Here is a 26,431-nt window from a genome sequence, read left to right on the forward strand (position 1 = left end):
GCCAGTTCTTCTCTGCGACCGTCCATCCTCTGCGGTTACCTGGTTTTAACCGCAGAGGATGGACGGTCGCAGAGGGATCATTGGTTTTCCCATCGTTAGATAAGAATGCGGTCAAAGATGGGGCCGGGGTCAGGATGTCTGAGCCTCTGCGGTTAATTGGGATTGAACCGCAGAGGCTGGACGGTCGCAAAGCAGAACAGGATCACTGAGTTTCCCCTGGGATAAGGATGTCTGAGGCGATGACGCCAGCCATGGATGTCCTGGAACGTTCGACTTTGCCGCAGAGGAGCGGAGGGGCAGAGGGGGCAGAGGTTTTTTCTGGTTCTGAATCCCGCTTTGCCACTCTGCCGCACGGTCTGAAGCGCCTGGCCTGCGCCAGCAGGCGAAAGTAGCCATCACCGCTCCGCGTGATGAGAGGGACGTGGGGTAGGGTCAAAACGTGTGGAGTGACGGAGCGCTCAGCTCGTCACGCGGAGCGATGACGGCTACTTTGCTGCTGCATAGCCACGGCAGGGAGCGCGAGTATGCTACTCGCCTGACTTTCCTGGCGTTCATGCGTCAGCAACACCTACCTGATTAGCACAATCGGGGCGCAGTATTTGGTCGTGCGCAGCTTGAAGGACTCGCCGGCTTTGCATTGTTTGGCGCAAACGATCCACTCGTAGCCCGACTCGTCACTCACGAGGTTTTTTTTCGCCTTGAGAGGCTTCCAGCCCATACGTTCGACATCCTTGCGCGAGATAATGTCGTCCTTTTTGTTGCCGTCCTCATCTTCCCAATTCGAAGTAAAGGCCACATAGACCAGGCCGTCGCTTTCAACACTGAAGGAGGTCACTGCAATGTGCTTGTGCTTCGGCTGGGCGAACTGCATGCCCGCGTACGCTTCGGGAATATCCACCCAGACGTACTCGCTTTCCGTGTACAGCTTCTGTCCTTTGAGCAACGGAGCGATGACCGACGGGGCCACATTCACTTTGGCCAGTTCACCCACGGTGGGAGCGCCGACGGACTTGGTGAGAGGTGGCGGCGGTGTGAAGCGCGCCTTGAGTTCTTCATCCACGGCCAGCGCCGCCTCAAGGTTTCCTGCCTTGGTGTATTCAATCTTCATCTTTTGTAGCTCGTCGCGATACTGCGCGCTCACTGGCGCTGAAACACGTTCAATCGCCCGTTCGTAATTCGCCCGCAGGTTGATAAGGCGCTCCGGCTGCGGCTTTGCAGGAGCCTGAGCTTGACTGGTGGCGGCGAACATCAGAACCAGACTGGAAAGAGCGAAGAGTTTCATGGTGAATTAAGTTAGGAACAGAGAGCCTACCGAATTCTCCAGTTTGTTGCCAAGAAGAATTTTCATTGGGTGCGGGTTTCGTACATTCCGTGTGTTTCGTGGGCAGAGATCGATTCTGTCTTGGAACGTTCAATGTTCCGCTCAGGGGCGGAGAGGTGGAGGTGCAGAGGCAGGACCTGCTGATTCTGAATCTTTGCCCGCTCTGCCGCTCTGCTCCTCTGCGGCTGAATTGAGCGCCCCTGCGGCTGCCAAGGGCGGCGGCTCAAATTTTTTCGATGCGGCGGTCGAGGTCGCGGCGGTTGATGAGATCGACGACTTCGACGCGGTCGGGGTGGAGGCGGAAGAGGAGGCGGTGGTCACGGCCAATGCGGACGCGGAGGACATCGGGGGTGGCGCGGAGGCGGACGACGCCGGTGAAGGCGGCGGATTCGCCGGCGGCGATGCGGCCCAGGAGGATCATGGCGGCACGACCGACCTGCGTCGGGAGCTGGGAGAGGGTGGCGTGGAAGCGGCGGGGGAAGTCGATGGGGCGCGGGAGCTGGTGGCTGTCGATGCCGCCGGGGAGGGTGAGCGCGGTGTCGTCGTCCTGCTCTTCGTCGTCAGCGGGACGGGCGGCGGGGGCGGGGTGTTTGGCGCGTTCGGCTTCGGCCTGGCTGACGGCTTCCATGGCCTGCCGACGCAGGACGGTGCGTTCTTCGTTGGCGGCGCGGAGGGTGGCGCTGGTGGCGGCGAGTTTTTCACGCAGGGTGCGGAGGGTTTCCTGCTCGGCGTCGGCCTTGGGGGTGCTGGCGGTGGTGGTGGCGAGCTGCTTTTCATGCAGGCGGATGTCGCGCTGGAGCTGGGCGAGCTTTTCGTTCCGGTCGCGGATTTCGGCGGCTTTGGCAGCGAGGAGGCGGCGGGATTTTTGCAGGGCGGCGGCTTCGGCACCGGTTTCGCGGCTGGTGTCGTGGAGGCGTTTTTCGAGGACTTCGGCAAAGGGTTCTTCGATGGGGAGATCGAGGTGGTCGCGGGCGATCTGGATTTGCTCGAGGAGGAAGGTGGCGTCTGACTTGGTGCCAATGGGGATGAAGCTGCGGGAGAGGAGGATGCCGAGGGATTTGAAGGGGGAGCAGAGCAGGCCGAAGGCGAGTTCGGCCTCGAAGTCGCTGTCATTTCTGCGCACGGCCTGGAGGCAGAGGTGCTCGAGCATGTCGAGGTAGCGGGGCGGGTCTTCGCTACAGAGGAAGAGGCGGACGGAGGCTTTGAGGGTGGCGTTGACGGGGCCGTGCTGGTAGCGGAGGTGGTACATGCGGCGCAGGGGGGCGAGGCTCTGCTTGTGCATCATGAAGAAGAGGCAGAAGACCCAGAGCTTGTGCAGTTCGGGGGTGTCGCAGCCGTGGATTTCAAAGGCGGTGACGATCTCGGCGAAGAGGCCGAAGCCGGCGAGGTGCATCACGTAGGGGCGGAGGAGGGCGGCTTTGACGCGGGAGGGATCAATGCGGGCGAGGTCGTGGCCGAGCATTTTTTCGAGGCGTGCTTCGGTGAGCTGCTCTTCGGGGCGGGCTTTGACCTCGGCCTGGGTCATGCCGGGGACGGTGGAGGAGTGGCGGAGGCGTTCTTTGTCTTTGTCTTCGCAGCAGCGTTTGTATTTTTGCCCGCTGCCGCAGGGGCAGGGATCGTTCCGGCCGGTGCGCTGGACGGCACGGCGGAGGGTGCCGCTGGTGCTGATGACGCGGTCATGCTGCGGGACGAGGAAGTGGTCGATGCTGCCCTTGGCGAGCTTGAGGTAGGCGTTGGCGAGGTCGATGCCTGCTTTTCGAATGGTGGGGAGATCGCCGCCGCGACAGTGCTCGACGAGGATGGCTTCGAGGCGTGAGTCTTTGAGCCGGTCCGCCAGGCTCCAGAGGCACGCGATCATGACGTGGTTGTGTTTCCCCTGGTGGGCGAGGAGGCGTGACTCGGTGACGAGTTCAGGGGGGAAGATGCCGTCGCGGTGTTCGGCACACCAGGCGTGGATGCCGAGCAGGGCCATGGCGTGCATGTCGTTGCCCAAGGCGGTGTGGCGCACGGCGTGGAGGAGGTCTGCGGGGACATCGCCGTGCATTTTCCAGATGAGGCAGAGGGTCCGCTCGACGGAAGTGAGCATGGTGAGGCCAGCGCGGAGGTGGTGGGAGGCGATGGGGCGGTCTTTGAGGGCGGCGGCGCAGATGAGGAAGTGGAGGGCGCCCTGGTCATGGCTGCTGACGGCAGCGGCGAGCCAGGCGTCGAGTTCATCATCGCTGGATGGCAAGCGTTCGCCGACGGCGCGGACGGAGCCGAGGTAGAATTTGTCGTTGTCGATGATCTCGCGGATTTCTGGCGACATGGTGGTGCGGCATTTAATCAGCAGGCAGGAGGGCTTGCCAAGCAGGAAGCGTGTGAGTGCGTGATTTGCCCCGTGTGACGGGTGGCAGCGCTGGAATGATGTAGGATGAGTGTGGCGTCAGCCCGCTCGTCATTTGGGCGCGCGCTGGCCGCGCGAGGGCCAAAAAGTCGGGCGGGCTATCGCCACACCCAACCTACGACATCATTCCGGCGATACACCCGTGACGGATGGAGATGGAGCTTGGGAACGACGATGAAATGATCAGCGAATGAGTGCCGCCACGACCTAGGCCCTTGCTGCGACGCTGCGGTGTCTCAGGCTATCAACCATCCACTATCAACTATCCACCATCAACTGCGGCGCTACGCCGCTCACTGCTTCACACGCTTCAACACACTCGGCTCGGACCAGTTCCAGAACTGGGGTTCGAGGAGCTTGGTGTAGTTGGCGGGGACGGAGTCGAGGTGGTTTTTGGGGTCGTTTTTGACGCGCTTGGTGGTGCCTTTGAGCTGACCGGCTTTGATGGCGGCCTCGACGGCCTCGTCATTGATCATCCAGGCAAGGAGGGCACCTTCTTGGGGTGCGCGCATGAGGTGGAGCTGGCTGACGGCGGGGGCAGCGTCTTTGTCGCGGAGGAGGGCGAAGCAGAGTTTGATTTTGTCGTCGGCGGCGGCGCGGCGGAGTTTGAATTCGAGGGGTTGGTCGTCTTTCTTGCCGGGCTCGGTCATGCGGAGGAGGCCTTGGGCGGCGTCGGTGACGGTGAACTGGAGCACGTCGTCGTCATCGAGAGGCTGCCAAGAGCCGTTCCAGTCGGACGCTTCCAAGGCGAGGGGCTGGAGGCCGAAGTCGTCGCCGACGGTGGTTTCGGGGCAGGCGGTGAGGACGCAGCCGAGCAGCACACAGACGGAGAGACGCAGGAGGGTTTTCATCGCGGTGGAGTGGCTGGGGTGGCGCCTGGAGCAAGCTGATCGCGCAAGCCGCCAGCGCCGGGCGGCAGGGAGAGGGAAACGCCGGGGGCAGCAGGACGCACGGTGTCTGCGGGTGGCAAAACGACCGGCACAGCCTTGGGCACCGGCGGTTCTTCGGGCACGGGGATGGCTTTGGCGATGTTCACGAGCGGTGCAGGCTGCGCCGGAGCCGCTGCGCGTTTTTTCTGCCAGATCGCATGGCCGGAGAGGTGGGCGCAGAAGGCACCGATGACCATGGAGCCGCTGATGAAAACGGCCGCTTTCAGCCACATGGGAACATCATTACCGCCGCTGAGATGCGCAGGCAGCGTGGGCGGTGCGCTGGCGGCGGCGCGGGCCCAGTCGGGCGCGTCGGGAGGCGCGGGTTCGCCGCCGGAGTTGCGGAAGAGCAGCTCGGCGAAGCCGATGGTGGGCTTGTCGCCGGAGGGCGCACCGCCGCTGGTGAGGGCGACGCCCGCATGGGCGGGATCGGCGGCCAGCGAGCCGGAAAATTCACGCCGCATGGCGGTTTTGCTGACGGGAACGGTTTTGGGACGCGACTTCAAGCCATAGTCCACCGCAGGTTCCGTGCCGCCGCCCGCACGCGCGGGCTCGTTCGGTTTGACGAGGTCGTAGTGCTGGATGATGCGGGCGTAACGGCCAAGGAAGTCGCTGCGCTGGCCGGGCTTCGATTCGGCGATCTTGGCGATCTCGTCATCGAGCAGGCGGGCGACGGTTTCACGCTCGCGGGCACCGCCCTGGGGCTCGGAGTGGACGCCGACGGGGGATTCGAGGCCGAGGAGGAATTTGCACAAGGCGGCGAGCCAGCCGGCATGCCAGGCGGTGCTGCCGCTGCTGCGGGCCGGGGGGAGCAGCACGGCGGGATCAGTGCCGCGCCCGGCCATGGAAGCGAGCGTGGGATGGGCGCGCACGATGATGTTGAAGGCGGGCCATTCGTTGAGCTTGGAGACGAGCAGCCTGGTGCTGCGCGAGTCTTCGCGGGCGAAGCCGGTGAGGAGGAAGATGTCTTCGAGGCGCAGCCTGCTGGCGGGGAGCGTGGAGTTGTCGAGCTGGGTCAATGCGGTGTCGAGGCCGGCGAGCACGAGGTAGGCCTCCTGCACATCAAGGCAGCGGCGTTCGCGCATCAACTCAGCGAGACTGAGGCCTTCGACGATTTCTTCCGCGAGGCAGGTGAGGTCTTCGACTTCATTGACGAGGGCAAGGGTGACGAGGCCGGAGTTGTCACGCTGCTTGGTGATCTTGAAGGCGGATTCGTCGATGTCCTTCACCCGCGCATGCGCGATGCGCGACGGCGGCACTTGCTCGATGAGCACGGTGCGGCCGGTCTTGGTGAGTGTGCCGCGCATGCTGTAGGGGTTCGCCATGTCGAGGCGCTGGCTTTGAATGCGCACGAGATTGACGAGGCCGCGGGCGACCTCCTGATAGCTGGCGAGCAGCGGTGCGAGCAAGGCACGCGGCTTGTGCGCGGTGGGGATTTCGCCAGAGAGCTGCTCGGGCGCGAGCTTCTGCAAGGTGGTGCGCAGCTCACGCATGGCGGCGATGACGCCGACGCCGGCGCTGGACAAACAAGCACCGAGGAGTTCGGCGAAATCGGCGGCGGGCAGCGCCTGATCCAGCATGGTGGGACCGCCACCGCCCTGCTCGACGAGGAAGGTGCGGAGGAATTTGGCCTGCTTCTCGAAGCTGGTCTTCAACGCACGCTTCTTGCTGGCGCTGTTGTCGAGCACGCGGAAGTCCGCCGCGAGCACCTGCACGGCCTGCGGGGCGGTTTGCACGACGCGGAAGCTGTCGAGCGGCGACTCGGTGAGGAATTCGCCACGCTCGGCGACTGCCACGGCGGTTTCCAAAGCGCGGCAGGCGATCATGATGGCCAGCCAGCCCGGAATGTCCTGCTGGCGGGCGAGATAGCCGCGCAGCGCTTCGCCGTCGATGTTGCTGGTGATGTAAAAGGGATTTCCCTCGTCCTCGCCGCACTCAATCAGGCGTGCGAGCGCTGGATGACCGCGCTTTTGCAGCGCTTTGCATGACTCCTCGAACGAGGCACGATTTGACAGCGGCTCCAGCAGCACATGGCAGTGGACGTATTCGAGCTGCTGGTGGTCAAAGGCCAGCACGGCCACCTGATCGGCATTGCGAACCAGCTCGACGTTGTTGCCGTCGGCGTCCTGAACGATTTGGTAATGCCTGAATTGACTCGGCTCCGACATGGGGGGCGCTAGGGGGAGAAGTGTGCGTAACTATCCTGCCACGCGGCGGATGTTCAAGCCAGTGTTTCGTTTCCAGCAACGAGAAAACACAGCGGCGGCATGATCAACCATTGGCTGCACGCCACGAACACCGGCCTGAATTCTGCCTGTTCAAATCACTTCATCGCCCGCCAACCCCAAGATCAACAGGGGCTGCCACGACGTGCGGAGTCTCCGACAATGGCGTCTCGGACTCCTGCGTCTCCCCTTCCGCATTTTCCTCAGTCGTCCCGGCCAGCTTGGCCGCCGCCTTGCGGAGTCGCTTTGCTTCCTTCGCCGCCTTCTGGGCCTGCTCGCGCTTCCGTTTCTCGAAACTGTAATTGGGGGTCGCCATCCCCTCCCCTAGCACCGTTTCTCCGGCGGCAAGCCCGTAAAAGCAAAAAACTTCCGCAAACCCGGCCAGGTGAGCAGTGGCAGGTGCGGGCGCAATCGAGCGGGTTTTTGGAACCATCCTGGCCGCGCCACGCTCTTACTTCGTGAGTTGAATCAAACCTGCGCCAACAGCGGTGCTCGGTGCGCTGAGCGGCTTCGCGGTGCGCGTGAGCAGCGGAATGATGTTCGGGCCATAGTAGCCGCGTGCGAGCAGTGAGGCGACGACACCACTGGTTATGGCGGTGGCTTGTGAGGTGCCGCTGCCGATGACGAGTTTGCTATCCGCGTAACCGGAGACAATGCCGACACCGGGGGCGACGAGCGTGAGGCCGGGGCCGGAGTTCGAGAAGTAGGCCTGCGTGCCGTTGGCATCGACGGCACCGACGCTGAGCACGCCAGCGATGCCGGCGGGCCAGGAGAGCGCGGCTTGCTGTTCGTTCCCAGCGGCGGCGACGATGACCACATTGCGGCTTTGCGCATAACGCACGGCTTCTTCGAGCATGGGCGCGGAACCGGAGGAGCCGAGACTGATGTTGATGACGCGGGCACCGAGATCGGTGGCTTTGACGATGGCGCTGGAGAGCAGCGCGGTGTTGCTGTCGCCATTGGTGTCAGCGACACGAATATCGAGCAGCTTGGCGGCGGGAGCGACACCGCTGACGCTGGCATCATTACCAGCGATGAGCGAGGCCATGGCGGTGCCGTGGCCGTTCATGGTGCTGCCATCGTTCACGAGGTCGATGTGGGTGATCTGCGCGTCTTTAAGCGAAGGGTGTGCCGCAATGCCAGAGTCGATCACGGCAACGGTGACACCCTGGCCCCAGCCGCTGCGATTGCCTGCGGCACCGATGGCATCGAGTCCCTGGCTGCGAAACGGTTCATGACCGCCCGCATTCGCGGTGTCGGTTTGCGGCGGGAGACCGGGGATGCGGGCGATGTAATTGGGACCGACATGCGTGTAGTCAGCCGCGTGCTCATTGAGATCGCGCGCCAAAGCCATCGTATCGCGAAAGCGCACACGTGCGGTGCGCAGTTTGGCATCGTAGCCGAGCACTTCGAGGCCGAGCGCCGCTGCACGATCACGAAACGCGGCCAGCGCCTCGGGCGTGCGGAAGGTGAGCAGCGCTTCGTTGGGAATGGAGCCAGGAACGTTGAGCGTGGCGATAGTGGGAGCTGCGGCAGCCTCCGTTGCCGGTTTTTCCACGTCTGCGGGCAGCCGTTGTGGCATGATGGATGGCACTGGCAGGCGATGCGGCGGCTTTGCCCTCGTTGCTTCAACAGGCATGTCTGCCGCTGTCTCGCGAGTCATCTCCGCCCACAGCCACAACACCGAGCCGGTCATCACAACGATGGCGGCGGCGAACAGGATGGCGGGCAGGCGGAGGCGCATGAAGGTGTGGAAAAGCTCGCACATCACCGCACGGACGCGAGTTTTGCTTTTGAACTGGCGGTGAACATTTCAAACATCACTCCAACCGTGCGTCATTCCGACAGGGAGCAGCCGGAGATCAAACCTGTGAGCGGAACTCCAGCGCTGCTGCGCCATGCTGAAGCGCACTGGCATGCGCCGTGTGACCAGCGCGCTGAAACGCGCTGATAGAGGCCCGGTTGTCGGCTTTGACCCAGCCGCTCACCTGCTGGCACAAGCCTTCATCCAACACCGTGACGGTGCCCAACCGGATCAGTTTGGCCCCGAGGCCACGTCCGCGTGCCGAGGGAGCCAAACTCAATGAAATTTCGGCCACACCGCCCTCGCGGCGATCGAAGCGGACCGTTCCCACGGCTTGGGTGCCAGCTTCGGCGATATAGAATGCGCACTGCGCATCATTGAGACGGCGCTGCAGCCAAGCGACATGTGTTTCCCAGACAATCGGCTCGCTGTTGAACGATGCCTGCCGCGTGACGGGATCGTTGGCCCACTCCAGCAGCAGGCGGGCGTCGTCCAGCGTGGCACGCCGCAGCGATAGCGGATAGCAGGCCATATTTTCTGCAACTCTGCCCGCGCCACGGCCATCGACGAGGTTATGTGCGTTTTGAGCGAGCGCTTGCCGCTGGCCCGCATCGGCAAGGACTTCGTGCAGAGCACCGAGATCAAACCAGCGGCCTGCGGCGTGGCTGACGAGATGATCAGCGATGCCTTGCTGATTCTCGGCGATTACCTTGAGGAGCATCGGCACGCCGAGGCTGGCCAATTCCCAGCAGGTGCTGCCTGCGGCGGTGATGGCCACATCGGCCTGCTGCATGATTTCGGGCAGATCGGGCGGCTGGATGAGCATTTCGATCCCCGGCACGGCACGCAGGGATTCCACATGAGGATTGGCGGCACCAATGAGCACGCGCAGGTGGAGGTCGGTGCAAGCCGCGAGCTGCTGCAACACCGCGAGCGTGTCGTTGCGCGGATCGCTGCCGCCCATGGTGATGAGTACCGTTCGTGCAGTGCCTGCAAACTGCGTGCGCACAGGTCGTGCGGCAAATTCACGTCGCAGCAGCGTGAAACGACTGCCGCACAGACTGCGCTGGCCTGGATACATCGCGGCGGTGGCGTAAGCGTTGTGATTCAGCACGAGATCAGCAGCGGAAAGGTCCGTGTCGGCCAGATCATCGACAATGAGCAGCGGGCGGCCTGCTTGCTGGAACGCCAGCCGATGCCCCGGCGTGAAGTGGTAGCCATCCAGCACGATGACATCGCCGTTCAGGTCAGCGCTGGCTCGGATTTCGATTTTTTCGGCTTCGAGGCGTTGCTTGAGCGCGGGAGGAATCTCGTCGGTGAACAGGATGACTTTGCCGCCGCGATCGATCCACGCCTGAGCGAGAGCGATGCAGCGCATGACGTGACCCATGCCAATCTGCGGACTGGCATCCGCACGAATGCCCAGCGTGCCGAAGAGCGCGGAAGCGGGCATGTCAGGCCTCCAGTGCGGCTTTGAGCGCCGCGATGACGCGATCTTGGTCCGCAGCGCTGAGGCCGTAATACATCGGCAGGCTCAGTGCTCCGGCGTAGTAGGCTTCAGCGGCGGGAAAATCGCCAGACTTGAAGCCGAGACCGCGATACCACGGCTGCGTATGCACCGGGATGTAATGAATCTGCGCATGGATGCCGGCGGCTTTCAGCCCTTCGTAAACCGCCAGCCGTTTGGCCGGGTCCACTTGAATGACATACAAATGCCAGGCGGAAAGCGTGTCTGGATGCTGCCAGGGGCGTGTGAGCGGCAGCGTGGCGAGTTTTTCATCGTAACGTGCGGCGAGTTCGCGACGGCGCTGCACAAACATGGGCAGCTTCTTCAACTGACTGGCTCCGAGTGCGGCCTGGAGGTCGGTGATGCGGTAATTGAAGCCGAGATCGACCTGTTCGTAGCTCCACGGGCCGTCCGGCGGGTGTTGCGTGAAGCGTGGATCACGCGTGATGCCGTGGCTGCGCAGACGGATTAGTTTTTGATGCAGAGCGTCGTCGTTGGTCAGCAGCATGCCGCCTTCGCCGGTGGTCATGATCTTGACGGGATGAAAGCTGAAGATCGTGAGGTCGGCATGCTGCCCACCGCCGATTTTTTGGCCGCGATATTCGCCACCGACGGCATGCGAGGCGTCTTCCATGACCTTGATGCCATGACCGGCTGCGAGCGCACGGATTTCAGCCATTTCACAGCTCTGGCCGGAAAAATCGACCGGCACGATGATCTTGGGCAGCGTGCCGTTTGTAGCAGCGGCTGCGAGTTTCACCCGCAAGGCGCTCACGCTCATGTTGTAGGTGCGCGGATCGACGTCCACGAAGTCCACCATGGCACCGCAGTACAAACCGCAGTTGGCGGAGGCGACGAAGGTGTTCGGCGTGGTCCACAGGCGGTCGCCGGGCTTCAGATCGAGCGCGAGCGCCCCGATGTGTAACGCTGCGGTGGCGTTGCAGACGACCACGGCATGCTTGGCACCGCAGAACGCGGCCATGGCTTGTTCAAACTGATCAATGGCCGGTCCTTGCGTGATCCAGCCGGATTTCAGCGTGGCAACGACGGCGGCGATGTCGTCGTCGTCGATGAACTGCTTGCCGTAAGGAATGGGCGTGGGCTGGCTCACGCGGATCAGACGAGGTCAAACGTGGGGTCGCAGAACTCGCGGATGAGCTTGCGCAACTGGGGAACGGTGAGCCATTCCGCATTTTTGCCGGAGCTGTAGCGGAAGCTCTCGGGCACCTGCTTCGCGCCATGGTGGGCGGAGTATTTTTCCATCAGTTCGCTGATGGAGCAGCCGTAGAGCATCGGCACGATGACGTAGTTGGTAGGCGTTTCGATGGTCTGATACGAGTCGGTCTCGGTGATCATCTCCTCGTGGATTTTTTCGCCGGGGCGGATGCCCACGATGGGCTGTTCGCAGTCGGGGCCGATGGCGGTGGCGACATCGGTGATGCGGTAGGAAGGGATCTTCGGCACAAAGATTTCGCCACCGAGGGCGTGCTTCAGCGCGTGCTCGACCAAGGCCACGCCTTCTTCCAGCGTGATGTTGAAGCGGGTCATGGCGGGGTCGGTGATGGGCAGCACGCCCGTCTTGCGCCGGTCGAGGAAGAACGGAATCACGGAACCGCGTGAACCCATCACATTGCCATAGCGCACGACGGAGAAACGGATGTCATGGTTGCCGTGGATGTTGTTGGCGGCGATGAAGAGCTTGTCGGAGCAGAGCTTGGTGGCGCCGTAGAGATTGATGGGGGCGGCGGCCTTGTCAGTGGAGAGGGCGACGACGTTACTGACCGTGGGCGTGGCCAGGCAGGCTTCGACGACGTTCTGAGCGCCGAGCACATTGGTTTTGATGCACTCAAAGGGGTTGTACTCGGCCGTGGGCACCTGTTTCAGGGCGGCGGCGTGGATGACGGTGTCCATGCCCTTCAGGGCTGCGGTCAGGCGGGTGAGGTCGCGCACGTCGCCGATGAAGTAGCGCAGGCGCTTGTCCTCAAACTTCTGTGCCATCTCAAACTGCTTCAGTTCATCGCGTGAATAGACAACGACACGCTCGACGGCGGGGTCTTTCAGGATGGCGCGGATGCATTTTTGGCCGAAGGAACCGGTTCCGCCGGTGATCAAAATGGATTTGGGAGGGTGCACGAGGATCGAAAGTCTGGTGGATAAATTCGCCGGTTGAACTGGTCACCCGGAGCCTGACCGTTTGTCCGGCTGGAAGAGGTAATCAACTCGGATTTCGTTGTTGTGCGTGCTGGAGGCGCTGGGGTTCATGAAAAAGACGGGCGTGACGCCATACCTGAAGTGGCGGACGTTGCCACCACAGGGACAAAGCGTGACGAGCGCTGCTTAACCGCAGTCAATGGTGCCGTCTGTCGTGCGTCCGCCCGGCCGACAGTCATAAAGATTATTTTTTCTTTGTATTTCGGAATACTCCACCTGATAAAGGTTCATTATTTTCATGTGGCGGATGGTCCACAACGAACACTTCACCATGCGCAGAGCCCTTATTATCGGACATGAAGGTCAAGACGGACGATTAATGTCCGCGCATCTGCGTTCTCAGGGGTACAATGTCTTGGGATGGGGTAGCAAAGGTTGTCAGGGGATTGCAGAATTCGAAGGCAGGAGCCTTGACATCTGTGACCCCCAGGCGGTCATCGAGGTGATGAGGCAATGGTTGCCGCAGGAAGTTTATCACTTTGCTGCCCATCATCATTCATCCGAGCAGCCTCTGGATGAGGAACTGCATTTGTTTCAGCGCAGTGTGGCAGTAAACCTGCTGTCGCTCGTGTATTTTCTACAGGCTGCGAGCGTTCATTCGACCGCGACACGAATTTTTTACGCAGCCTCTTCACGGGTCTTCGGGGTGCGTGGTGGCATCGTGTCTGAAGAAACAGCATTGAATCCGTCATGTCCGTATGGCATCTCCAAGACGGCGGCGCTTCAGGCCTGCCGTTATTACCGGCACCGCCATGCGCTCCACATCTCCGTGGGAATTTTGTTTAACCATGAATCCTCCTTGCGACCAGGGCATTACCTTTCTCAAAAAATCGTGCAGGGGGCGCTGGCCATTCGCCGAGGCGAGCAGCATGAGCTTTTGCTTGGCTCGCTCACTTCGGGGGCCGACTGGGGCTATGCACCGGACATGATGCGGAAGATTCACCGGATGGTGCAGATGCCAGCTGGCGAAGATTTTATCATGGCCACGGGGGAAGGTCATACTGTCGGGGAGTTTGCCGAAACGGCGTTCTCCCTGGTGGGCCTCAACTGGCGTGATCATGTGCGCACCAATGCGGACCTCATCCGCGAGGTCAGGCCGCCGCTGGTCGGAGATGATACGCGCTTTCGGGCCGCGTGTGCCTGGACGGAGGAAAGATCGTTTCGTGATATGATTCGCCAGTTGATAATTGATGCCGGAGGTGCTGGGTTCCTGGCATGAGTCTTCCCTTAGATCCAAAAGAAAAACCGCTGTGGTCGGTAATGGTCTCCAGCTTCGATGACAACTGCGACCTGTGGCCGCTCTTTTTCCACTTCCTCTTCAAACACTGGCCCGAGGTGCCGACGCCGGTTTATCTCGTTACCAACTATCGCACCTATGATGACCCGCGGGTGGTCAGCCTGTGCGTCGGCAAGGATGTTTCATGGGGGGAAACGATGACCCGCGCCCTCGCGAAGATACCCTCGAAACATGTGTGGATGCTGCTGGAGGACTTCTTTCTGACGCAGCCCATCCAGACGGAGCGCATCGACCGCATCGTGCGTGCGTGGGATGCCATGGGTGGAAAATACCTTGAAACCGGACGGCAAAGTGATGCCGGAGAGCTGGTTCCCGGCACGGACTTTCGGCACATTCCCTCGGCGAATCCCCAGGCAGGCATCAACTCCGCCTTTTATGAGTGCGCCTTCCTTGGAGCGCTGGCGCAGCCCGGCTGGAGCCTGTGGCAGGGCAACAGCCAGTTGAAGAAGCTCAACATGGCCGATCATCCGGACCTGTATTACCTCTGTGAAGGTGTGACGCCGATGATTCAGTTTGTCGAGGCGGTGAAAGGCAAGTTCTGGAAGCCCGTCGCCATGGATTTCCTCAAAGAGACGGCGGTGTTGCCGGATCTGAAGTGGCGGCCGTTTCCGCCACAGGGACAGGATGTGATATCCAAGTTCACCCGCAGCTTCCACAAACGCCGCATGGAGTGGCGGAAGAAGCGCGACGAACGCCGCTTTGCCGCAGGCGTGGTGCCGCCGGTCGTGCGGCCGCTGGGTCGGTGAGTGCAAACGAATCCTTGTCTGCCACTGGCAGCCGCACAAAGTCAGGAATGGCTGAAAACGATCTGGGCAACGAACAATATGAACTGCTCGACAGCGGCGGCGGGCGCGTGCTGGAGCGGCTGGGCAGCATGGTGTCCTCTCGGGCTGCGCACGGCGTGTGGTGGCGGCGCAAGCTACCCGGCGGGGAATGGCGCAAGGCAGTGGAACTGAAACGTGATTTGAAGCAGCCGCTGCCGCTCAAGATCGGGACGCTGCGCTTTCAACTCACTCCCGGCGGCGGAGTACGGGCGCTGGCACCGGAACTGCGTGAGCATTGGGAGCGTGTGAGTGCGTTATGCGCGGCGTTTGCCGAAAAACAGCGCACCCCGGCACGCGTGCTGAATTTGTTCGGTGGGTCCGGCGGCTTCACGCTGGCCGCAGCGCAGGCGGGTGCGGCGGTGGCCCATGTCGAAGCCTCGACGGACGCGATCAAGCGCGTCCGCGACCATGCGGCCATCAACACGCTGGCAAACCGTGACATCCGCTGGCTCGTTGATGATCCGGTGAAGTTCGCCCTGCGCGAACGCACGCAGACCAGCCGCTACGATCTCATTGTGATCGACCCGTTCATGCCGAAGGATGCCAAACGCGGCGCGTTTGAGATTGAGCGCGATCTCGGCGCGTTGCTCGGCACGGTCAGTGGTCTGCTGTCAGACAAACCCATCGGCGTGCAGTTGTGCTGTCGCCAGGGAGGGGTTTCCCCGACCACGCTGCTGCATCTCATGCGCCAGGAGTTCAGCGTCTTCGGCGGCGGCATCGAGCACGGGGAAATCCTGCTCAAAGGTGTCGAAGGCGTGCCACAGGTTCCAAGTGGCGCATTTGCCCGCTGGCTCAAGGCGGTGTGAGCTGTCGGTGACAATGGCGGCTTGCATGGCGGAGGGGGGCGAACTATCGGCACAGCATGAAATTACCTCCGCATCTGCTCGATGAAATCATCACCTCGTTGGGCGAGGTGTTTGTCGGGCGGCGGTATGCGGACAAGGTGATCGAGTTCACCTTCAAACGGCATCGCAAGTGGGGCAGCCGGGACCGCCGCATCTTTGCGGAGTCGATCTATGAATGTGTGCGCTGGTGGCGCTGGTACTGGTATCTGGCGGGATTGCCGGATGCGGAGCACACCAAGCCGGAAGAAATCACGCCAGAACGGCTGTGGCGGGTGTGGGCGGCATATTGGATCACCAATGGCCGTGATCTGCCAGTCGATGAGACGGCGCCACAGATTCGGCCCAGTGATGTGTTGCAGCGGGCGAAGCAAGGCGCATCACCGGCGATCCGTGCGGCGATTCCCGACTGGCTGGAGGCACGCGGCAGTCGCGAACTCGGTGCTGCATGGCCGCCGTTGCGTGAGTCGCTGAATTTGCCGGCGGATGTGTTCATGCGCGTGAACACGATCAAAAATGACCGCCGTGCGCTGCGTGAGCGGCTAGGGCAGGAGGGATTTGAAGCGGAAGTCGTGGATCAGGTGCCAAGCGCACTGCGCCTGAAGCAGCGGGCGAACCTGTTTGGCACCGCATCATACAAAGACGGGCTGTTTGAAGTGCAGGATGCGGCGTCGCAGCTCATCGCACCGTTTTTGCAGCCGGAACCGGGCATGCGGGTGATCGATGCGTGCGCCGGTGGCGGCGGTAAAGCACTGCACATCGCCGCCATCATGCGCAACAAGGGCCGCATACTCGCGCTGGATGTTCACGCTTGGAAATTGGCCGAGCTACGCAAACGTGCATCACGCGCTGGCGTGGACATCATTGAAGCGCGGGAGATCGAAGGCTCGAAGACGGTGAAACGTCTCGCACAGAAAGCGGAGCGGGTGCTGCTCGACGTGCCGTGCTCAGGTTTGGGCGTGCTGCGGCGCAATCCCGATGCAAAGTGGAAATTGAGCGATGCGGAGATCGACCGGCTCATTGCCTTGCAGGCGGAGATTCTCGAAAGCTACAGCCGCATGGTCACACCCGGCGGCAAGCTGGTGTATGCGACGTGCAGCATCCTGCCGAGCGAGAATGAACTTCAAGTGAAGGCATTTTTAGCCAAGCACGGTGAGGAGTGGACGCTGGAAGAAGAACTGCACCGCACGCCGGAGACGGGAGCCTTTGATGGGTTCTACGCGGCCAGACTGCTGCGCAAATCCAATCAAGCGGTGCCTACGGAAAGCACGGAAGACGCGGAATGATCAGAGATTTCCGGTTTCCGTGTCTTCAGTGTGTTCCGTAGGCTCTCCAATTCAATGACACCCGCAGCCAGTACCACACGAACCACCACCGCTCGTTGAACTGGTGCTACTGGCTCCCATCAGGCCGGTGCCGCCGACGGGGATGCGGCGGATGGGCTGGCCGCTGTCGGGATGCTGCGTGAGCGCGGCGTCCTTCATGCTCTGGCGGATTTCGAGGCGCTTGGTGGGCTCGCCTTCAAACTGGGGGATGGTTTCGTAAACGTAGGTGGGCATGGGAATGAGTTTCAGGTTCAAAGTTCAAAGTTTCAAGTTGGCCGCAAGCGTGAAAATAAAAACGGCGTCCCGGTGAGGGGACGCCGCGTGGAGTTAAAACAAGGGGGCTATTTCTGCTCGTCGATGGTCAGCGGCTTGTAGCCACCGATGCTCTTGAAGTAGAGCAGCAGCAGGAGGTAGATCGCCGCCATGGTGGCGGGGATGTAGGCGTCGAACTTCAGGGTCTTGCGGTCGCCCTGCTGGTCGGCGGCGACGACGACCTGCTGGTCAGGAGTCTTCTCCTTGGCTTCCTTGGCCTCGGAGAGCTTCTTGCCATCAAGGCCGATGGCAGCGGTGGAGTCGAGATTGAGGAACTTGCTTGGAGCGGCGGCCTTGTAGGTTTCGTAGAGCGCCGGATTCTTGGCCTTGAGTTCTTCACCCGCGAAGCGGTCCTTCATGTAGCCCAGACCAGGACCGCCGATAATACCAGCGGAGAGCATGCCGATGCCACCCATGATCGAGATGGCGACGGCACCCGTGCGCGGGTAGCGGTCGGAGGCGACAGCGAGCATGGTGGGCCAGAAGAAGGTCTTGCCGAAGGCGTAGATGCCGAGGGCGATGAGCGCCGTGGTGAAGGAGTTCATGGTCGCGGCCAGGGTGAGGCCGCCAGCGGCGAGCAAGGAACAGACGAGGAGCAGGCCCACGGGCGACAGCTTGAGGGTCTTTTCGATGAAATGGGCGCAGAAACGCAGGCCGAACATGATGGCGGAGGTCCAGAGGAAGAGCGCCTTGCCCTGCTCAGGGGTGAACAGGTTGCCGGTGATGTTCTGAATCCAGCCATCCGTGCCGAGTTCCACCGCACCGACGAGGGCGTGGGCGATGAAGAGCGCGAACAGGACGATGGAACCGAGGGAGAACTTGGTGAGCACCGCCACGCCAAGGAGTAGCACGCCGCCGACACCATAGCCGACGTTCTTGGCCAGATCAGGGGCAAGACCGACCACGTCTTTGAAGAAACCTTCCGCAAAGAAGGACAGGAGGAAGCAGGCCACGGCACCGCCGAGGATACCGACGTCCTTGAGCATGTTGCCAAAGCTGACACCCTTGGCCGCAGCGGCGGATTGGGGGAACTTCTGGCCCATGAACATGAGGCCGTAGATCACGGTCGGGATGAGATAGAGCGCGAGCTGGATGCGCCAGTTGATCTCCATCTTGTCGTCGAGGAACCAGCCGATGATCACGCCGATCACCATCCCGGCAGGCCAGGAGGCGTGCAGGATGTTGAGGTAGTGCGTGCGGTTTTCCGGGAACAGCGTGGCGACGAGCGGATTGGCCACGGCTTCCAGCGCCCCGTTGGCGAAGGCGAAGATGAACATGCCGAGCGAGAGCACCATGAAGGCATTGCTGCCGCTGGCGGTGAAGGTGATGAGCGCTGAGGCGACGTGCAGCAGGAAGGCCAGCACGATGAGCTTGCCGTAGCCAATCTTGTCCACCACCACACCGCCGAGGATGATGCCAAAGCAGAAGCCGTTGAAGCCCATGCCGCCGATGGCACCGAGCTGAGCGCCGGTGAAGCCGAATTCCTTGGCCCAGTTGTCAAAGATGCCGCCACGGACGGCAAAGCCGACGCCTGCGGCAAGGATGGCCATGAAGCCGGCCCAGAGAAGTCTCATTCGATTATTTTCGTTCATAAGAGGGAGTGGAGTGTGTTGGATGTGTGGTTGGTGGTGGTTGTCGTCGGGAAAGAGCGTGTTTTAGGTGCCGCGCTTCAATGCGACAAGAAAAAAGTGTTCTTATTAGTGAGAAGCTGCGAGATCGACGGGCTTGTAGCCGCCTTTGCTTCGGAAATAGGCGAAGAGGCCGAGGTAGCAGGCCAGCATGAAGCCGGGCAGGAGAGCGATGGTGATGAAGACGCTGCGTTTGCTGGCGGCCTGGACGGTTTCGAGTTCCTGGGTCTGTGCCGCTGGCAGGGCTTTTATTTTTTCCTGATCGAGCGTGGGAGCGCTGCCGAAGATGCCGGGTTTGGCCTCGCCTTTGACCTGGGCATGCAAAGCGCTGTGTTCGGTGGCAGAGAGACGCTTGTCTATGTCGAGATCCTGTTTGTAGCCGATGTAGGGGCTGCCGAGCACACCGAGGAACAAAACGCCGACAGCGGAGACACCGTTGAGGGTGAGAGCACCGCCTTTGGGGAACTGCTCGGAGGTGAGACCGAGCGTGGTGCTCCACAGGAAGGTCTTGCCGAGCGCATAGACGGAGGCGGCGGCAAGGATGGCCCAGCCGGTGGCATTGGAGAGCAGGATCAGGCCGGTGATGGCGATGGCGGCACTGATAACGAGCAGACCGATGGGAGAGAACTTATGGATGATCGGTCCGGCATAGAAACGCAGCACGGTCATGATGACGGAGACATAGACGAAGATCCAGGTGGCGAAGTTCGGGAAGTTGGGACCGCTGAGTTTGAGCAGTTCGGGCATCCAGCCATCGGTGCCGAGTTCGGTGGTGGCGAGTGGGCCGATCGTGATGAGGACGACGATGAAGAGCCAGTTGCCCATGGAATGTGTATAGGCTCCTGCGGCCACGCCAAGCACCGAGCCGACGATGAGTGAGTCCCGCAACGAAGCTTCATGGCCCATCATTTGCATGACGGCAAAGTACACAAGCGAACCGATAATGAAGAAGCCGACGGCACCCACTTCCTTGAGCATGTCGCGGTAGCTGACGCCAGCGGCGACACGTTCATTGACCGGGAAAGTGCGGGGCAGGATGAGCAGTGCGTAAAGCACTACCGGGATGAAGCAGAGCGCGAAGCGGAACTGCCAGACGGCGTTGAAAAAGAGTTTCGTGTCCGGCAGCACGGCGCAAAACAGTGCGCCGAGGGCGAGACCGGCAGGCCAGCCGGCATGGAGGATGTTCAGCCACTTCGATTTGTTCTTGCTGAAGATCGTCGCGACGACCGGGTTGATGAATGACTCCACGGTGCCATTTGCTACAGCGACGAGCAGCGTGCTCCAGTAGAAGTCCTGGAAGCCGGAGGCGCGCAGTGTGAGCACGAGCGACACGACATGGCAGACAATGGCGAAGAGCGCGACGGTCTTGTAGCCGATGCGGTCGATGATGAAGCTGAAGAAGATGATGCTCAGGGCAAACGGCCACATTCCCGCACCGTTGATGGCACCCTTCTGGGATTCGGAGAGATTGAAGCTGTCTTGCAGCATGCCGATCGTATTCGCCCGAACACCGAAGACGAAGGAGGTGGCGACGAGGGCGATGAAGCAGGCCCAGAAGAGTTTCATGTCGGCTTTGCCGGAGGAGGACTGGCTCATGGAGTGTTGGTTGGATTTAAAATGAGGCGCGATTCCAGCAAATGCAGGCGATCAGCGCAATGTCTATTTGCCGGAAGGCGAAATTACCGACCCCAGACCTCCAACCCCAGACCTCCGGCTTGACGCCGTGCGTGCGGGGCCGCATGATTGCGTGTCAGCCGGGGCGTTGGTTGCTGACCGGCGTTTGTTTTTCACACTCATGCCTTCCCAGTCGTCCGTTTTGATGATGTCGCGTCCGCTGTGCCGGTTCATGGCGGCGGGCTTTTTTATTCTGGCGCTGCTGACCTGCCAGGCTCCAGCCCAGGTGGTGCTCAAGGCACAACCGGTGGAGGAGGAGAAGCCGCAGGTGGTAAAACCCGCCGAACCGGTGAAGCAGGATTTGAACGCCTCATGGCAGACGCAGCGTGAGGCACGGGCGCTGACGCTGAGCGTGCCGGCACCGCGCGGGCAGATCGTGGACCGTCATGGTGTGCCGTTTGCACAGAACCGGGCGGCGAACTACCTCGCGCTGGTGATGCCTTACATGGATGGGGCCAGGGGAATCCAATCCAGCATTCCTCTGTCCCCATTCCCCTGTCTATCCGGCTTGGGAGACCAGAAGTTGCTCCCTGCTCCACATCCCGGCCCCAGGGATTCGGGTGCTCTGCGGTTATCCAACCTCTGCGGTGAAAGTCAGTGTTTCAAAACGCATCCGCACGTCATGGACTCCCTCCATTCCGGCACCGATGATCAGACCTCGCCTGCCCGCAGCAGCGTCATCACGCCGGTGGCACCCAGTCCGGCATCAGCCTCTGGCGTGACGCCCAACACCCGCGTTGCTGCCGCTCATCAGTCACGCTTCACCGCCGCCATGAAGGGCCACCCAAGCTGGCCCCTGCCCCACATCCCGCCTTTCACCGGTGAGTGAGGCGAATCAGCGCTGGTCTCTCGTCTTGCCATCGAATCGCTTCACCAACCACGTCACCAGACAGGCTCCCAGCATCGTCAGCGCAAACCAGTCGCCAAAGCGCGCATAGAGCGTCATCACCGGATGACGCGGCACGTTGACCTCGCCCGGCAGGGTGCCTTCGAGGAAGGACGTGCCGGTCTCGGGATCGCTGAGCTGTGAGGTGATGCGGCCATGCGTGTCGATGAAGCAGCTCACGCCGGTGTTCGTCGCCCGCATGCCTACTTCTTGAACCCGGCACCGGCCTCACCCTCGTCGCTCCCGGCGTCGGCATCGTCTCCGGTTACGCTGACAGCAAACTCGTCATCGGCAGCGGCACCTCGCAGGCCACCGCCATCACCAGCGGTGTCGTCGCCTCGCTGCTCGCACGCGGCTATTATGGCCCGAACATCATACCGCTGCTCACGCGCACAGCGGAGCCGCTCAATGCTCCGACTACCGCCGTGGGAGCTGGTTTGATCCAGCTTCCGAAGTAGTTCTGCTGTTACTTCCGTGATGGCTCCAAATGGCCGCTCGACTTCCGCCGCAGATCCTCCCACACTCCGCATGCTCTGCCACTTCTCACTTGGCCGGGGTCGTTCCAAGTTTCCCTTGTCCTCGCCGATTCATCATGAAAGTCGGAGGAAATCGAAGGTCGTGGCGGCAGGCTCGTCAATGCCACCGACCCCATGAATCTCATCCCACAGTCCTCGACTGCTGATCCGACCAGCGAACCTGGCAAGCCGGGAGCGTTCCCGCAGACGCGCTGGAGCATGGTGGTGCGGGCGGCGGATGCGGATGAGGCGGTGGCCGCACAGGCGCTGGGAGAGCTGCTGCAAAGTTACTGGCAGCCGCTCTACGTCTATGCGCGGCGCTCAGGGCTTTCACCGCAGGATGCGGAGGACGGGGTGCAGGGCTTTTGCGAGTCCTTGATCCGGCGCGGCTCACTGCGCACGGCTGATCCCGGCGTGGGCAGATTGCGCTCGTTCCTGCTGGGTGGCCTGCAGCTTCATCTGCGGGAGGGCTTGCGTCATGAGCAGCGGCAGAAACGTGGCGGTGGCGTGGTGGTCATTTCGTGGGAGGAGGCGGAAGCCACGCTGGCCTTGGAGCCGGTGGACCACGAGACGCCTGACAAAGCCTTTGACCGCCGCTGGGCCTGCACCCTGATGGAACGGGTGCGCGGCAAATTGCGCGCAGAGTATCAGGAACGCGGACGCGGTGAGATGTATGCGCTGTTGGAGCCTGCGCTGGACTGGAACAGCAGCGACGTGAGCTATGAAGCTCTCGGCGCACGGCTGGCGATGAGCAGCGGCGCTGTCACGCAGGCGGTGAAGCGGATGCGCCTGCGCTACCGCCTGCTGCTGGAGCAGGAAATCTGCGACACGGTGGACAGCCCGGAAGCGCTGGCAGAAGAGCGCAACCACCTCATCCAGGCCCTTTCAGCCGCCTGACGCGTCATTTTTTCCCGCCATTGGCAAAGCATCTCCCTGCATGACCACCTGCCCCGACTGCCAGCACACCTTTGATCCCGCCCAGGTGCCGGGCGGCCACTGCCCGCGCTGCCGCTTCATGGGCGGTGCTCACGAGGCGGAGAGCTTGCAGGCACCGCTGCCAGACTGCGAGATCGTGGACCTCATCGCGCACGGCGGCATGGGGGATGTCTATCGCGCCACGCAGCCCACGCTGGAACGCGAACTGGCGGTGAAAGTGATGACAGGGCACGCCGCCACCCCGGAACTGGCCGCACGCTTCCGCCGCGAGGCGCTGGTGCTCGCACGCTTGCAGCACCCGAACATCGTGCCCATCCATGCGCTGGGCACGGATGAAGACGGCCAGCCCTACTACACGATGAAGCTCGTGAAGGGCCGCACGCTTCAGGCCATCCTCGATGATCTGCGCCAGGGCGAAGCCGCAACCCTGCGACTGCACTCGCTCCTGTCCTTGCTCGGTGCCTTCCGCAAGGTCTGCGACGCACTCGCCTTCGCCCATGCCCAGGGCGTGCTGCATCGCGATCTGAAGCCCGACAACATCATGATCGGCGAGTTCGGCGAGGTGCTGGTGATGGATTGGGGACTGGCGAGAATGCAAGACAAGGAGACTGGGAGATTAGGAGAGGAGGAGACTTCCGAACCAGCCTTCTCCCAGTCTCCCAGTCTCCTGGTCTCCGCGTCTGGACTCACCCTTCAGGGTTCCGTGCTCGGCACCCCGCAATACATGTCCCCGGAGCAAGCGGCGGGACAAGTAAGCGAGCTGGATGAGCGCGCGGACATCTACTCCTTGGGCGCGGTGCTGTATGCCATCCTCACGCTGCGACCACCGGTGGAGGGCCAGACCGTGCAGGAGGTGCTGGAAAAGGTGAAGACGGGCAGCATCACGTCGCTGGCACAAGGAGCGGGACTTGCCAAGTCCCGTCTGTCGCCTGAACGGCACTTGGCAAGTGCCGCTCCTTGGCTCATCCCCGCCTCTCTCTCCGCAGTGGCGATGAAGGCGCTCGCACTCGACAAAGCAAAGCGTTACCCAAGCGTCACCGCCTTGATCAGCGATGTGGAGGCGTATCAGGGTGGCTTCGCCACGGGAGCGGAGAACGCAGGAACGTGGAAGCAGCTTATGTTGCTCATGCGGCGGCATCGCACGGTCACGGCGTCGCTCGCAGTCTTGCTGGTGCTGAGTGCGGGCTTCGTGTTCAAACTCATGTCGAGCGAGCAGCGCGCGCTGAACGGTGAGCAAAGCGCGAAAGCCTCTGCCGCTGTCGCAGTGCAGGAGAAGGAAGCCGCGCGTCATTCCCTGGCGACGGCGCAGACCTCGCTGGCGGAGGCCGCATTCCGCGACTCGAACCTCGTCGGCATGGTGAAGGCGCTGGATGATTGCCCGGCGGACCTGCGTGATCAAAACTGGCGTTACCTGTCGGCGAAGCGTGATAGCTCGATGGGGCGGCTACAAGTCGCGGGCTTCGAGAAGATCGCCGATGCCCAGGCTGTGCCGAGCCAGCCGAACCAGTTTGCCTTGCTCAATCAGGAAGGAGCCATCGGCTTCGTGGATGTGGTGAAGCGCACGTTGTTGCGCACAGTCAAGACGGGTGTTCCCACCATCCACCAACTGACGTTCTCGGGCGATGGCACGCGCTTCATGGCGTTTGGAGAGTCAACGGCGCTCCTGTTTGAAACAGCGTCAGGCACGTTGATCAAGACGCTGCGGTTGGACTGCGACAGGGTGAACGAGATCGCGCTGGATCGGCCGGGCCACCAGATGGCGGTCAGCGGATTCAAGCGCCTCCCAGAAGAGCAGCGCGACCACAAGCTCAGTGTGGTGGACCTGGCCACGGGTGCCACGAGATGGCGCTTCCCTGAGGACGACCAAGGAACTGAACTGTCCAACGCGTGCTTCTTCAGCGGCGGTGAGCGCGTGGCGGTCACCGACTGGAATGACAAAACGTTGCGCGTTTTTCAGGTGAGCGGTGGCGCGTTGGTCTATGAGGTGCATACGCCAGTCCCCCCGCAGACTCTCGCGCCCAGCCCCGACGGCCAAAGGCTGGCCCTGGGGCTGGCGAATGGGGAGCTGCGCTTGCTCGATGCGACGACGGGCCAAGAGCTGCATCGCGGCCAGCTCTACAAAGGGGCTTTGCAGCACGTGGCGTGGACGCGCGGAAATCTCTTGCTGACGATAGGCTCGGAACGCTCGTTCGACGACGTGGAAATGGTGCTGCGCCTCTGGGAGCCGGAGCGGCTCGCGCCACGCGGCACATTCTTTGGTTTCGAGGGACTCACCTTCAGTCTCAATGCCGCCAGTGGCTTCCTGCTGACCCCGGAGTCCCCGCGGCAACGCTGGCTGATTCCCGCAGGGCTGGAACTGGCCCGCCAGACCTTCCGAACAGAGCAGGGCTGGTCCTGCCATTTTCTCTCGGACACCGTGCTGCTGGCCAGGGGCGACTACTACAACCTCCAGCGTTATGATTTGACCGATCCGCGCCAGCCCAAGGCCATTGATGCGCCATTCCCCGTCGGGTTCACCATTTCCGCCGTGGCGGCGAAAGCGGGCCTGTTTGCCCTCGGCAACAAAGGGCCGGAACTGAAGCTGATGAGCTACGACCAGAGCGGAGTAAAGGAGCGCTGGCAGCGCGTGACGCCCACGCGGGTGCGGCAGTTGGAGTTCGATGCCAATGCCGAGCACCTGCTGGCGAACTTTGGTTCGAAGACGCAAGTGCTGGATGCGCAGACGGGCGAGTTGCGGCTGCTCATTGACCGCAAACTGGAGCGCGCTGTCTTCGCCGGCACGCAGGGGCACCTCGTGGCCATCGCATCGATCACGCGCGTGACTGAAGAGTTGGAAGATCAGGTGGTGATTCTCGATGGCCGCGATGGCCATGAGCGTGCGCGCTTCGTCAGCCCTTTCAGGCTCAATGCACTGGCCGTTTCCCCAGATCGCCGCCTCATCGCGGTCGCGGGAGACGAGCAGTTCGTGACCGTCCTCGATGCCGACACGCTGGCGGTGAAGCACCGCTTCCGCGCCCATGATGCCAGCATTACGGCGCTCGCCTTTCACCCCACGCAACGCATTCTCGCCACCGGTTCAGCCGATTTCACCGTCAAGCTCTGGGATTACGCCGAGGCACAAGTGCAGCAGACCTTCATGGGCCTCGATGGCCGCCCCGTGATGCTCGACTTCAGCCCGAATGGCCAGCGCCTCGCCGTGGAAGGTCAGGAGAAGTCCTTCCGCGTGTATGATGTGAGCGACGCCACCGTGCGGCCTAAGGGCGAGGTGATGGCCATGGCCCCAGAGATAGCGAAGAAGATCACCGCCAAAGCCGCCGAGACACCCGCAACGCCACCCGCCTCCGCTGACGGCAGAGATCGCAACGCGATGTTTGATCGCATCGACAAGGAGAAGCTCGGCAAAGTCACGCGCGAAGTCTTCATCTCCCGCCAATCCGACGCCGCCGCGTCGAACGAACGCTTTGACCGATTCGACGTGAACAAGGACGGCTTCATGTCGCGCGAGGAATACGTGAAGATGGGGAAGTAGGGCGGATGTGTTTGGCGGCACTCACCCGCGCCAGCTCACCAGCCCTCTTCGCCAAACTATCCGGCTTCTTCGACCGCGGCAGACGCCCACACCCCCGCACCAGCCGGATAGTTCGGCGGCGCACATCGAGCATGTTTGCGACACGCTTCGCGCCGAACACATCCGGCCTACGAGCACCGCGCCCAGCCTCAGACATCCTTACCTCAGAGGAAACTCAGTGAGCCAGTTCTTCTCTGCGACCGTCCATCCTCTGCGGTTACCTGGTTTTAACCGCAGAGGATGG

At 62.1% G+C, this 26,431-nt stretch carries 20 protein-coding genes and 1 pseudogene; 8 read left to right on the forward strand and 13 right to left on the reverse strand.

Translation table 11 applies throughout. The features are described from left to right. A partial coding sequence (locus ACKVY0_RS04580) for a hypothetical protein (RefSeq protein ID WP_409213612.1) occupies positions 1–209 on the forward strand: 209 nt, incomplete at its 5' end. A gap of 359 nt (positions 210–568) precedes the next feature. Here ACKVY0_RS04580 and ACKVY0_RS04585 read toward each other — a convergent pair. From ACKVY0_RS04585 to pseB, 9 genes and pseudogenes are all read right to left on the reverse strand, one after another. After that, a complete protein-coding gene (locus ACKVY0_RS04585) occupies positions 569–1,282 on the reverse strand; it encodes a hypothetical protein (RefSeq protein WP_409213613.1) in 714 nt (237 codons plus the stop codon). A 1,603-nt stretch (positions 1,283–2,885) separates the two neighbouring features. Further along, a pseudogene (locus tag ACKVY0_RS04590) lies at positions 2,886–2,993 on the reverse strand (SEC-C metal-binding domain-containing protein); the annotation flags it as partial. Positions 2,994–3,997: 1,004 nt separating this feature from the next. Further along, entirely contained in the window at positions 3,998–4,555 is a 558-nt protein-coding gene (locus tag ACKVY0_RS04595) for a hypothetical protein (RefSeq protein ID WP_409213614.1), read from the reverse strand. Then, positions 4,552–6,801 (reverse strand): hypothetical protein, encoded by a 2,250-nt coding sequence (locus ACKVY0_RS04600; RefSeq protein WP_409213615.1) that lies wholly within the window; start codon positions 6,799–6,801, stop codon positions 4,552–4,554. The genes ACKVY0_RS04595 and ACKVY0_RS04600 overlap by 4 nt, the downstream gene beginning before the upstream one ends. Positions 6,802–6,961: 160 nt before the next feature. Beyond that, positions 6,962–7,291 (reverse strand): hypothetical protein, encoded by a 330-nt coding sequence (locus ACKVY0_RS04605; RefSeq protein WP_409213616.1) that lies wholly within the window; start codon positions 7,289–7,291, stop codon positions 6,962–6,964. Positions 7,292–7,309: 18 nt separating this feature from the next. Next, positions 7,310–8,602, reverse strand: coding sequence for a S8 family peptidase (locus tag ACKVY0_RS04610; RefSeq protein ID WP_409213617.1), 1,293 nt, complete (start codon positions 8,600–8,602; stop codon positions 7,310–7,312). Positions 8,603–8,720: 118 nt separating this feature from the next. Further along, positions 8,721–10,115 carry a UDP-2,4-diacetamido-2,4,6-trideoxy-beta-L-altropyranose hydrolase gene (gene pseG / locus ACKVY0_RS04615; RefSeq protein WP_409213618.1) on the reverse strand — a complete coding sequence of 465 codons (1,395 nt, stop codon included), beginning with the start codon at positions 10,113–10,115 and terminating at the stop codon, positions 8,721–8,723. Between the two features lies 1 nt (position 10,116). Continuing rightward, positions 10,117–11,286 (reverse strand): UDP-4-amino-4,6-dideoxy-N-acetyl-beta-L-altrosamine transaminase, encoded by a 1,170-nt coding sequence (gene pseC, locus ACKVY0_RS04620; RefSeq protein WP_409213630.1) that lies wholly within the window; start codon positions 11,284–11,286, stop codon positions 10,117–10,119. Beyond that, the gene (pseB, locus tag ACKVY0_RS04625; protein ID WP_409213631.1) at positions 11,286–12,308 is read right to left on the reverse strand and encodes a UDP-N-acetylglucosamine 4,6-dehydratase (inverting); all 1,023 of its coding nucleotides are present in this window, start codon (positions 12,306–12,308) and stop codon (positions 11,286–11,288) included. The genes pseC and pseB overlap by 1 nt, the downstream gene beginning before the upstream one ends. Positions 12,309–12,651: 343 nt before the next feature. On the opposite strand from pseB, the gene ACKVY0_RS04630 reads away from it, so the two are divergent. Genes ACKVY0_RS04630 through ACKVY0_RS04645 form a run of 4 tightly spaced genes read left to right on the forward strand, consistent with a single transcriptional unit; the run spans position 12,652 to position 16,629 of the window. After that, positions 12,652–13,599 carry a GDP-mannose 4,6-dehydratase gene (locus ACKVY0_RS04630; protein ID WP_409213619.1) on the forward strand — a complete coding sequence of 316 codons (948 nt, stop codon included), beginning with the start codon at positions 12,652–12,654 and terminating at the stop codon, positions 13,597–13,599. Beyond that, positions 13,596–14,423 carry a hypothetical protein gene (locus tag ACKVY0_RS04635; RefSeq protein WP_409213620.1) on the forward strand — a complete coding sequence of 276 codons (828 nt, stop codon included), beginning with the start codon at positions 13,596–13,598 and terminating at the stop codon, positions 14,421–14,423. The genes ACKVY0_RS04630 and ACKVY0_RS04635 overlap by 4 nt, the downstream gene beginning before the upstream one ends. A 47-nt stretch (positions 14,424–14,470) precedes the next feature. Next, positions 14,471–15,307, forward strand: coding sequence for a class I SAM-dependent methyltransferase (locus ACKVY0_RS04640; protein ID WP_409213621.1), 837 nt, complete (start codon positions 14,471–14,473; stop codon positions 15,305–15,307). A gap of 56 nt (positions 15,308–15,363) precedes the next feature. Next, positions 15,364–16,629 (forward strand): RsmB/NOP family class I SAM-dependent RNA methyltransferase, encoded by a 1,266-nt coding sequence (locus ACKVY0_RS04645; RefSeq protein WP_409213622.1) that lies wholly within the window; start codon positions 15,364–15,366, stop codon positions 16,627–16,629. Positions 16,630–16,680: 51 nt separating this feature from the next. Here ACKVY0_RS04645 and ACKVY0_RS04650 read toward each other — a convergent pair whose 3' ends face one another. The 3 genes from ACKVY0_RS04650 to ACKVY0_RS04660 form a co-directional block, all read right to left on the reverse strand. Continuing rightward, the gene (locus ACKVY0_RS04650; protein ID WP_409213623.1) at positions 16,681–16,902 is read right to left on the reverse strand and encodes an FmdB family zinc ribbon protein; all 222 of its coding nucleotides are present in this window, start codon (positions 16,900–16,902) and stop codon (positions 16,681–16,683) included. Between the two features lie 107 nt (positions 16,903–17,009). Then, entirely contained in the window at positions 17,010–18,554 is a 1,545-nt protein-coding gene (locus tag ACKVY0_RS04655) for an MFS transporter (RefSeq protein WP_409213624.1), read from the reverse strand. A gap of 123 nt (positions 18,555–18,677) precedes the next feature. After that, on the reverse strand, positions 18,678–20,204 hold the full coding sequence (locus ACKVY0_RS04660) for an MFS transporter (protein ID WP_409213625.1): 1,527 nt from the start codon (positions 20,202–20,204) through the stop codon (positions 18,678–18,680). A 199-nt stretch (positions 20,205–20,403) separates the two neighbouring features. Here ACKVY0_RS04660 and ACKVY0_RS04665 point away from each other — a divergent pair, with 199 nt between their 5' ends. Continuing rightward, on the forward strand, positions 20,404–21,111 hold the full coding sequence (locus tag ACKVY0_RS04665; protein ID WP_409213626.1) for a hypothetical protein: 708 nt from the start codon (positions 20,404–20,406) through the stop codon (positions 21,109–21,111). 6 nt (positions 21,112–21,117) lie between these two features. Here the strand turns inward: ACKVY0_RS04665 and ACKVY0_RS04670 are convergent, their stop codons facing one another. Next, a complete protein-coding gene (locus ACKVY0_RS04670; RefSeq protein WP_409213627.1) occupies positions 21,118–21,369 on the reverse strand; it encodes a hypothetical protein in 252 nt (83 codons plus the stop codon). Between the two features lie 449 nt (positions 21,370–21,818). On the opposite strand from ACKVY0_RS04670, the gene ACKVY0_RS04675 reads away from it, so the two are divergent. Both ACKVY0_RS04675 and ACKVY0_RS04680 read left to right on the forward strand, forming a co-directional pair. Continuing rightward, entirely contained in the window at positions 21,819–22,580 is a 762-nt protein-coding gene (locus ACKVY0_RS04675; RefSeq protein ID WP_409213628.1) for a hypothetical protein, read from the forward strand. Positions 22,581–22,620: 40 nt separating this feature from the next. Continuing rightward, positions 22,621–26,148, forward strand: coding sequence for a protein kinase domain-containing protein (locus tag ACKVY0_RS04680; protein ID WP_409213629.1), 3,528 nt, complete (start codon positions 22,621–22,623; stop codon positions 26,146–26,148). Positions 26,149–26,431: the final 283 nt, after the last annotated feature.

The sequence above is a fragment of the Prosthecobacter sp. genome, assembly GCF_046154365.1.
GTDB lineage: Bacteria > Verrucomicrobiota > Verrucomicrobiia > Verrucomicrobiales > Verrucomicrobiaceae > Prosthecobacter.

Bases quoted from the DNA above. Each gene is read 5' to 3' on its own strand.
- ACKVY0_RS04585 (WP_409213613.1), bottom strand. From the start codon at position 1,282: ATGAAACTCTTCGCTCTTTCCAGTCTGGTTCTGATGTTCGCCGCCACC.
- ACKVY0_RS04595 (WP_409213614.1), bottom strand. From the start codon at position 4,555: ATGAAAACCCTCCTGCGTCTCTCCGTCTGTGTGCTGCTCGGCTGCGTC.
- ACKVY0_RS04600 (WP_409213615.1), bottom strand. From the start codon at position 6,801: ATGTCGGAGCCGAGTCAATTCAGGCATTACCAAATCGTTCAGGACGCC.
- ACKVY0_RS04605 (WP_409213616.1), bottom strand. From the start codon at position 7,291: ATGGTTCCAAAAACCCGCTCGATTGCGCCCGCACCTGCCACTGCTCAC.
- ACKVY0_RS04610 (WP_409213617.1), bottom strand. From the start codon at position 8,602: ATGCGCCTCCGCCTGCCCGCCATCCTGTTCGCCGCCGCCATCGTTGTG.
- pseG (WP_409213618.1), bottom strand. From the start codon at position 10,115: ATGCCCGCTTCCGCGCTCTTCGGCACGCTGGGCATTCGTGCGGATGCC.
- ACKVY0_RS04630 (WP_409213619.1), top strand. From the start codon at position 12,652: ATGCGCAGAGCCCTTATTATCGGACATGAAGGTCAAGACGGACGATTA.
- ACKVY0_RS04635 (WP_409213620.1), top strand. From the start codon at position 13,596: ATGAGTCTTCCCTTAGATCCAAAAGAAAAACCGCTGTGGTCGGTAATG.
- ACKVY0_RS04640 (WP_409213621.1), top strand. From the start codon at position 14,471: ATGGCTGAAAACGATCTGGGCAACGAACAATATGAACTGCTCGACAGC.
- ACKVY0_RS04645 (WP_409213622.1), top strand. From the start codon at position 15,364: ATGAAATTACCTCCGCATCTGCTCGATGAAATCATCACCTCGTTGGGC.
- ACKVY0_RS04650 (WP_409213623.1), bottom strand. From the start codon at position 16,902: ATGCCCACCTACGTTTACGAAACCATCCCCCAGTTTGAAGGCGAGCCC.
- ACKVY0_RS04655 (WP_409213624.1), bottom strand. From the start codon at position 18,554: ATGAGACTTCTCTGGGCCGGCTTCATGGCCATCCTTGCCGCAGGCGTC.
- ACKVY0_RS04660 (WP_409213625.1), bottom strand. From the start codon at position 20,204: ATGAGCCAGTCCTCCTCCGGCAAAGCCGACATGAAACTCTTCTGGGCC.
- ACKVY0_RS04665 (WP_409213626.1), top strand. From the start codon at position 20,404: ATGCCTTCCCAGTCGTCCGTTTTGATGATGTCGCGTCCGCTGTGCCGG.
- ACKVY0_RS04670 (WP_409213627.1), bottom strand. From the start codon at position 21,369: ATGCGGGCGACGAACACCGGCGTGAGCTGCTTCATCGACACGCATGGC.
- ACKVY0_RS04675 (WP_409213628.1), top strand. From the start codon at position 21,819: ATGAATCTCATCCCACAGTCCTCGACTGCTGATCCGACCAGCGAACCT.
- ACKVY0_RS04680 (WP_409213629.1), top strand. From the start codon at position 22,621: ATGACCACCTGCCCCGACTGCCAGCACACCTTTGATCCCGCCCAGGTG.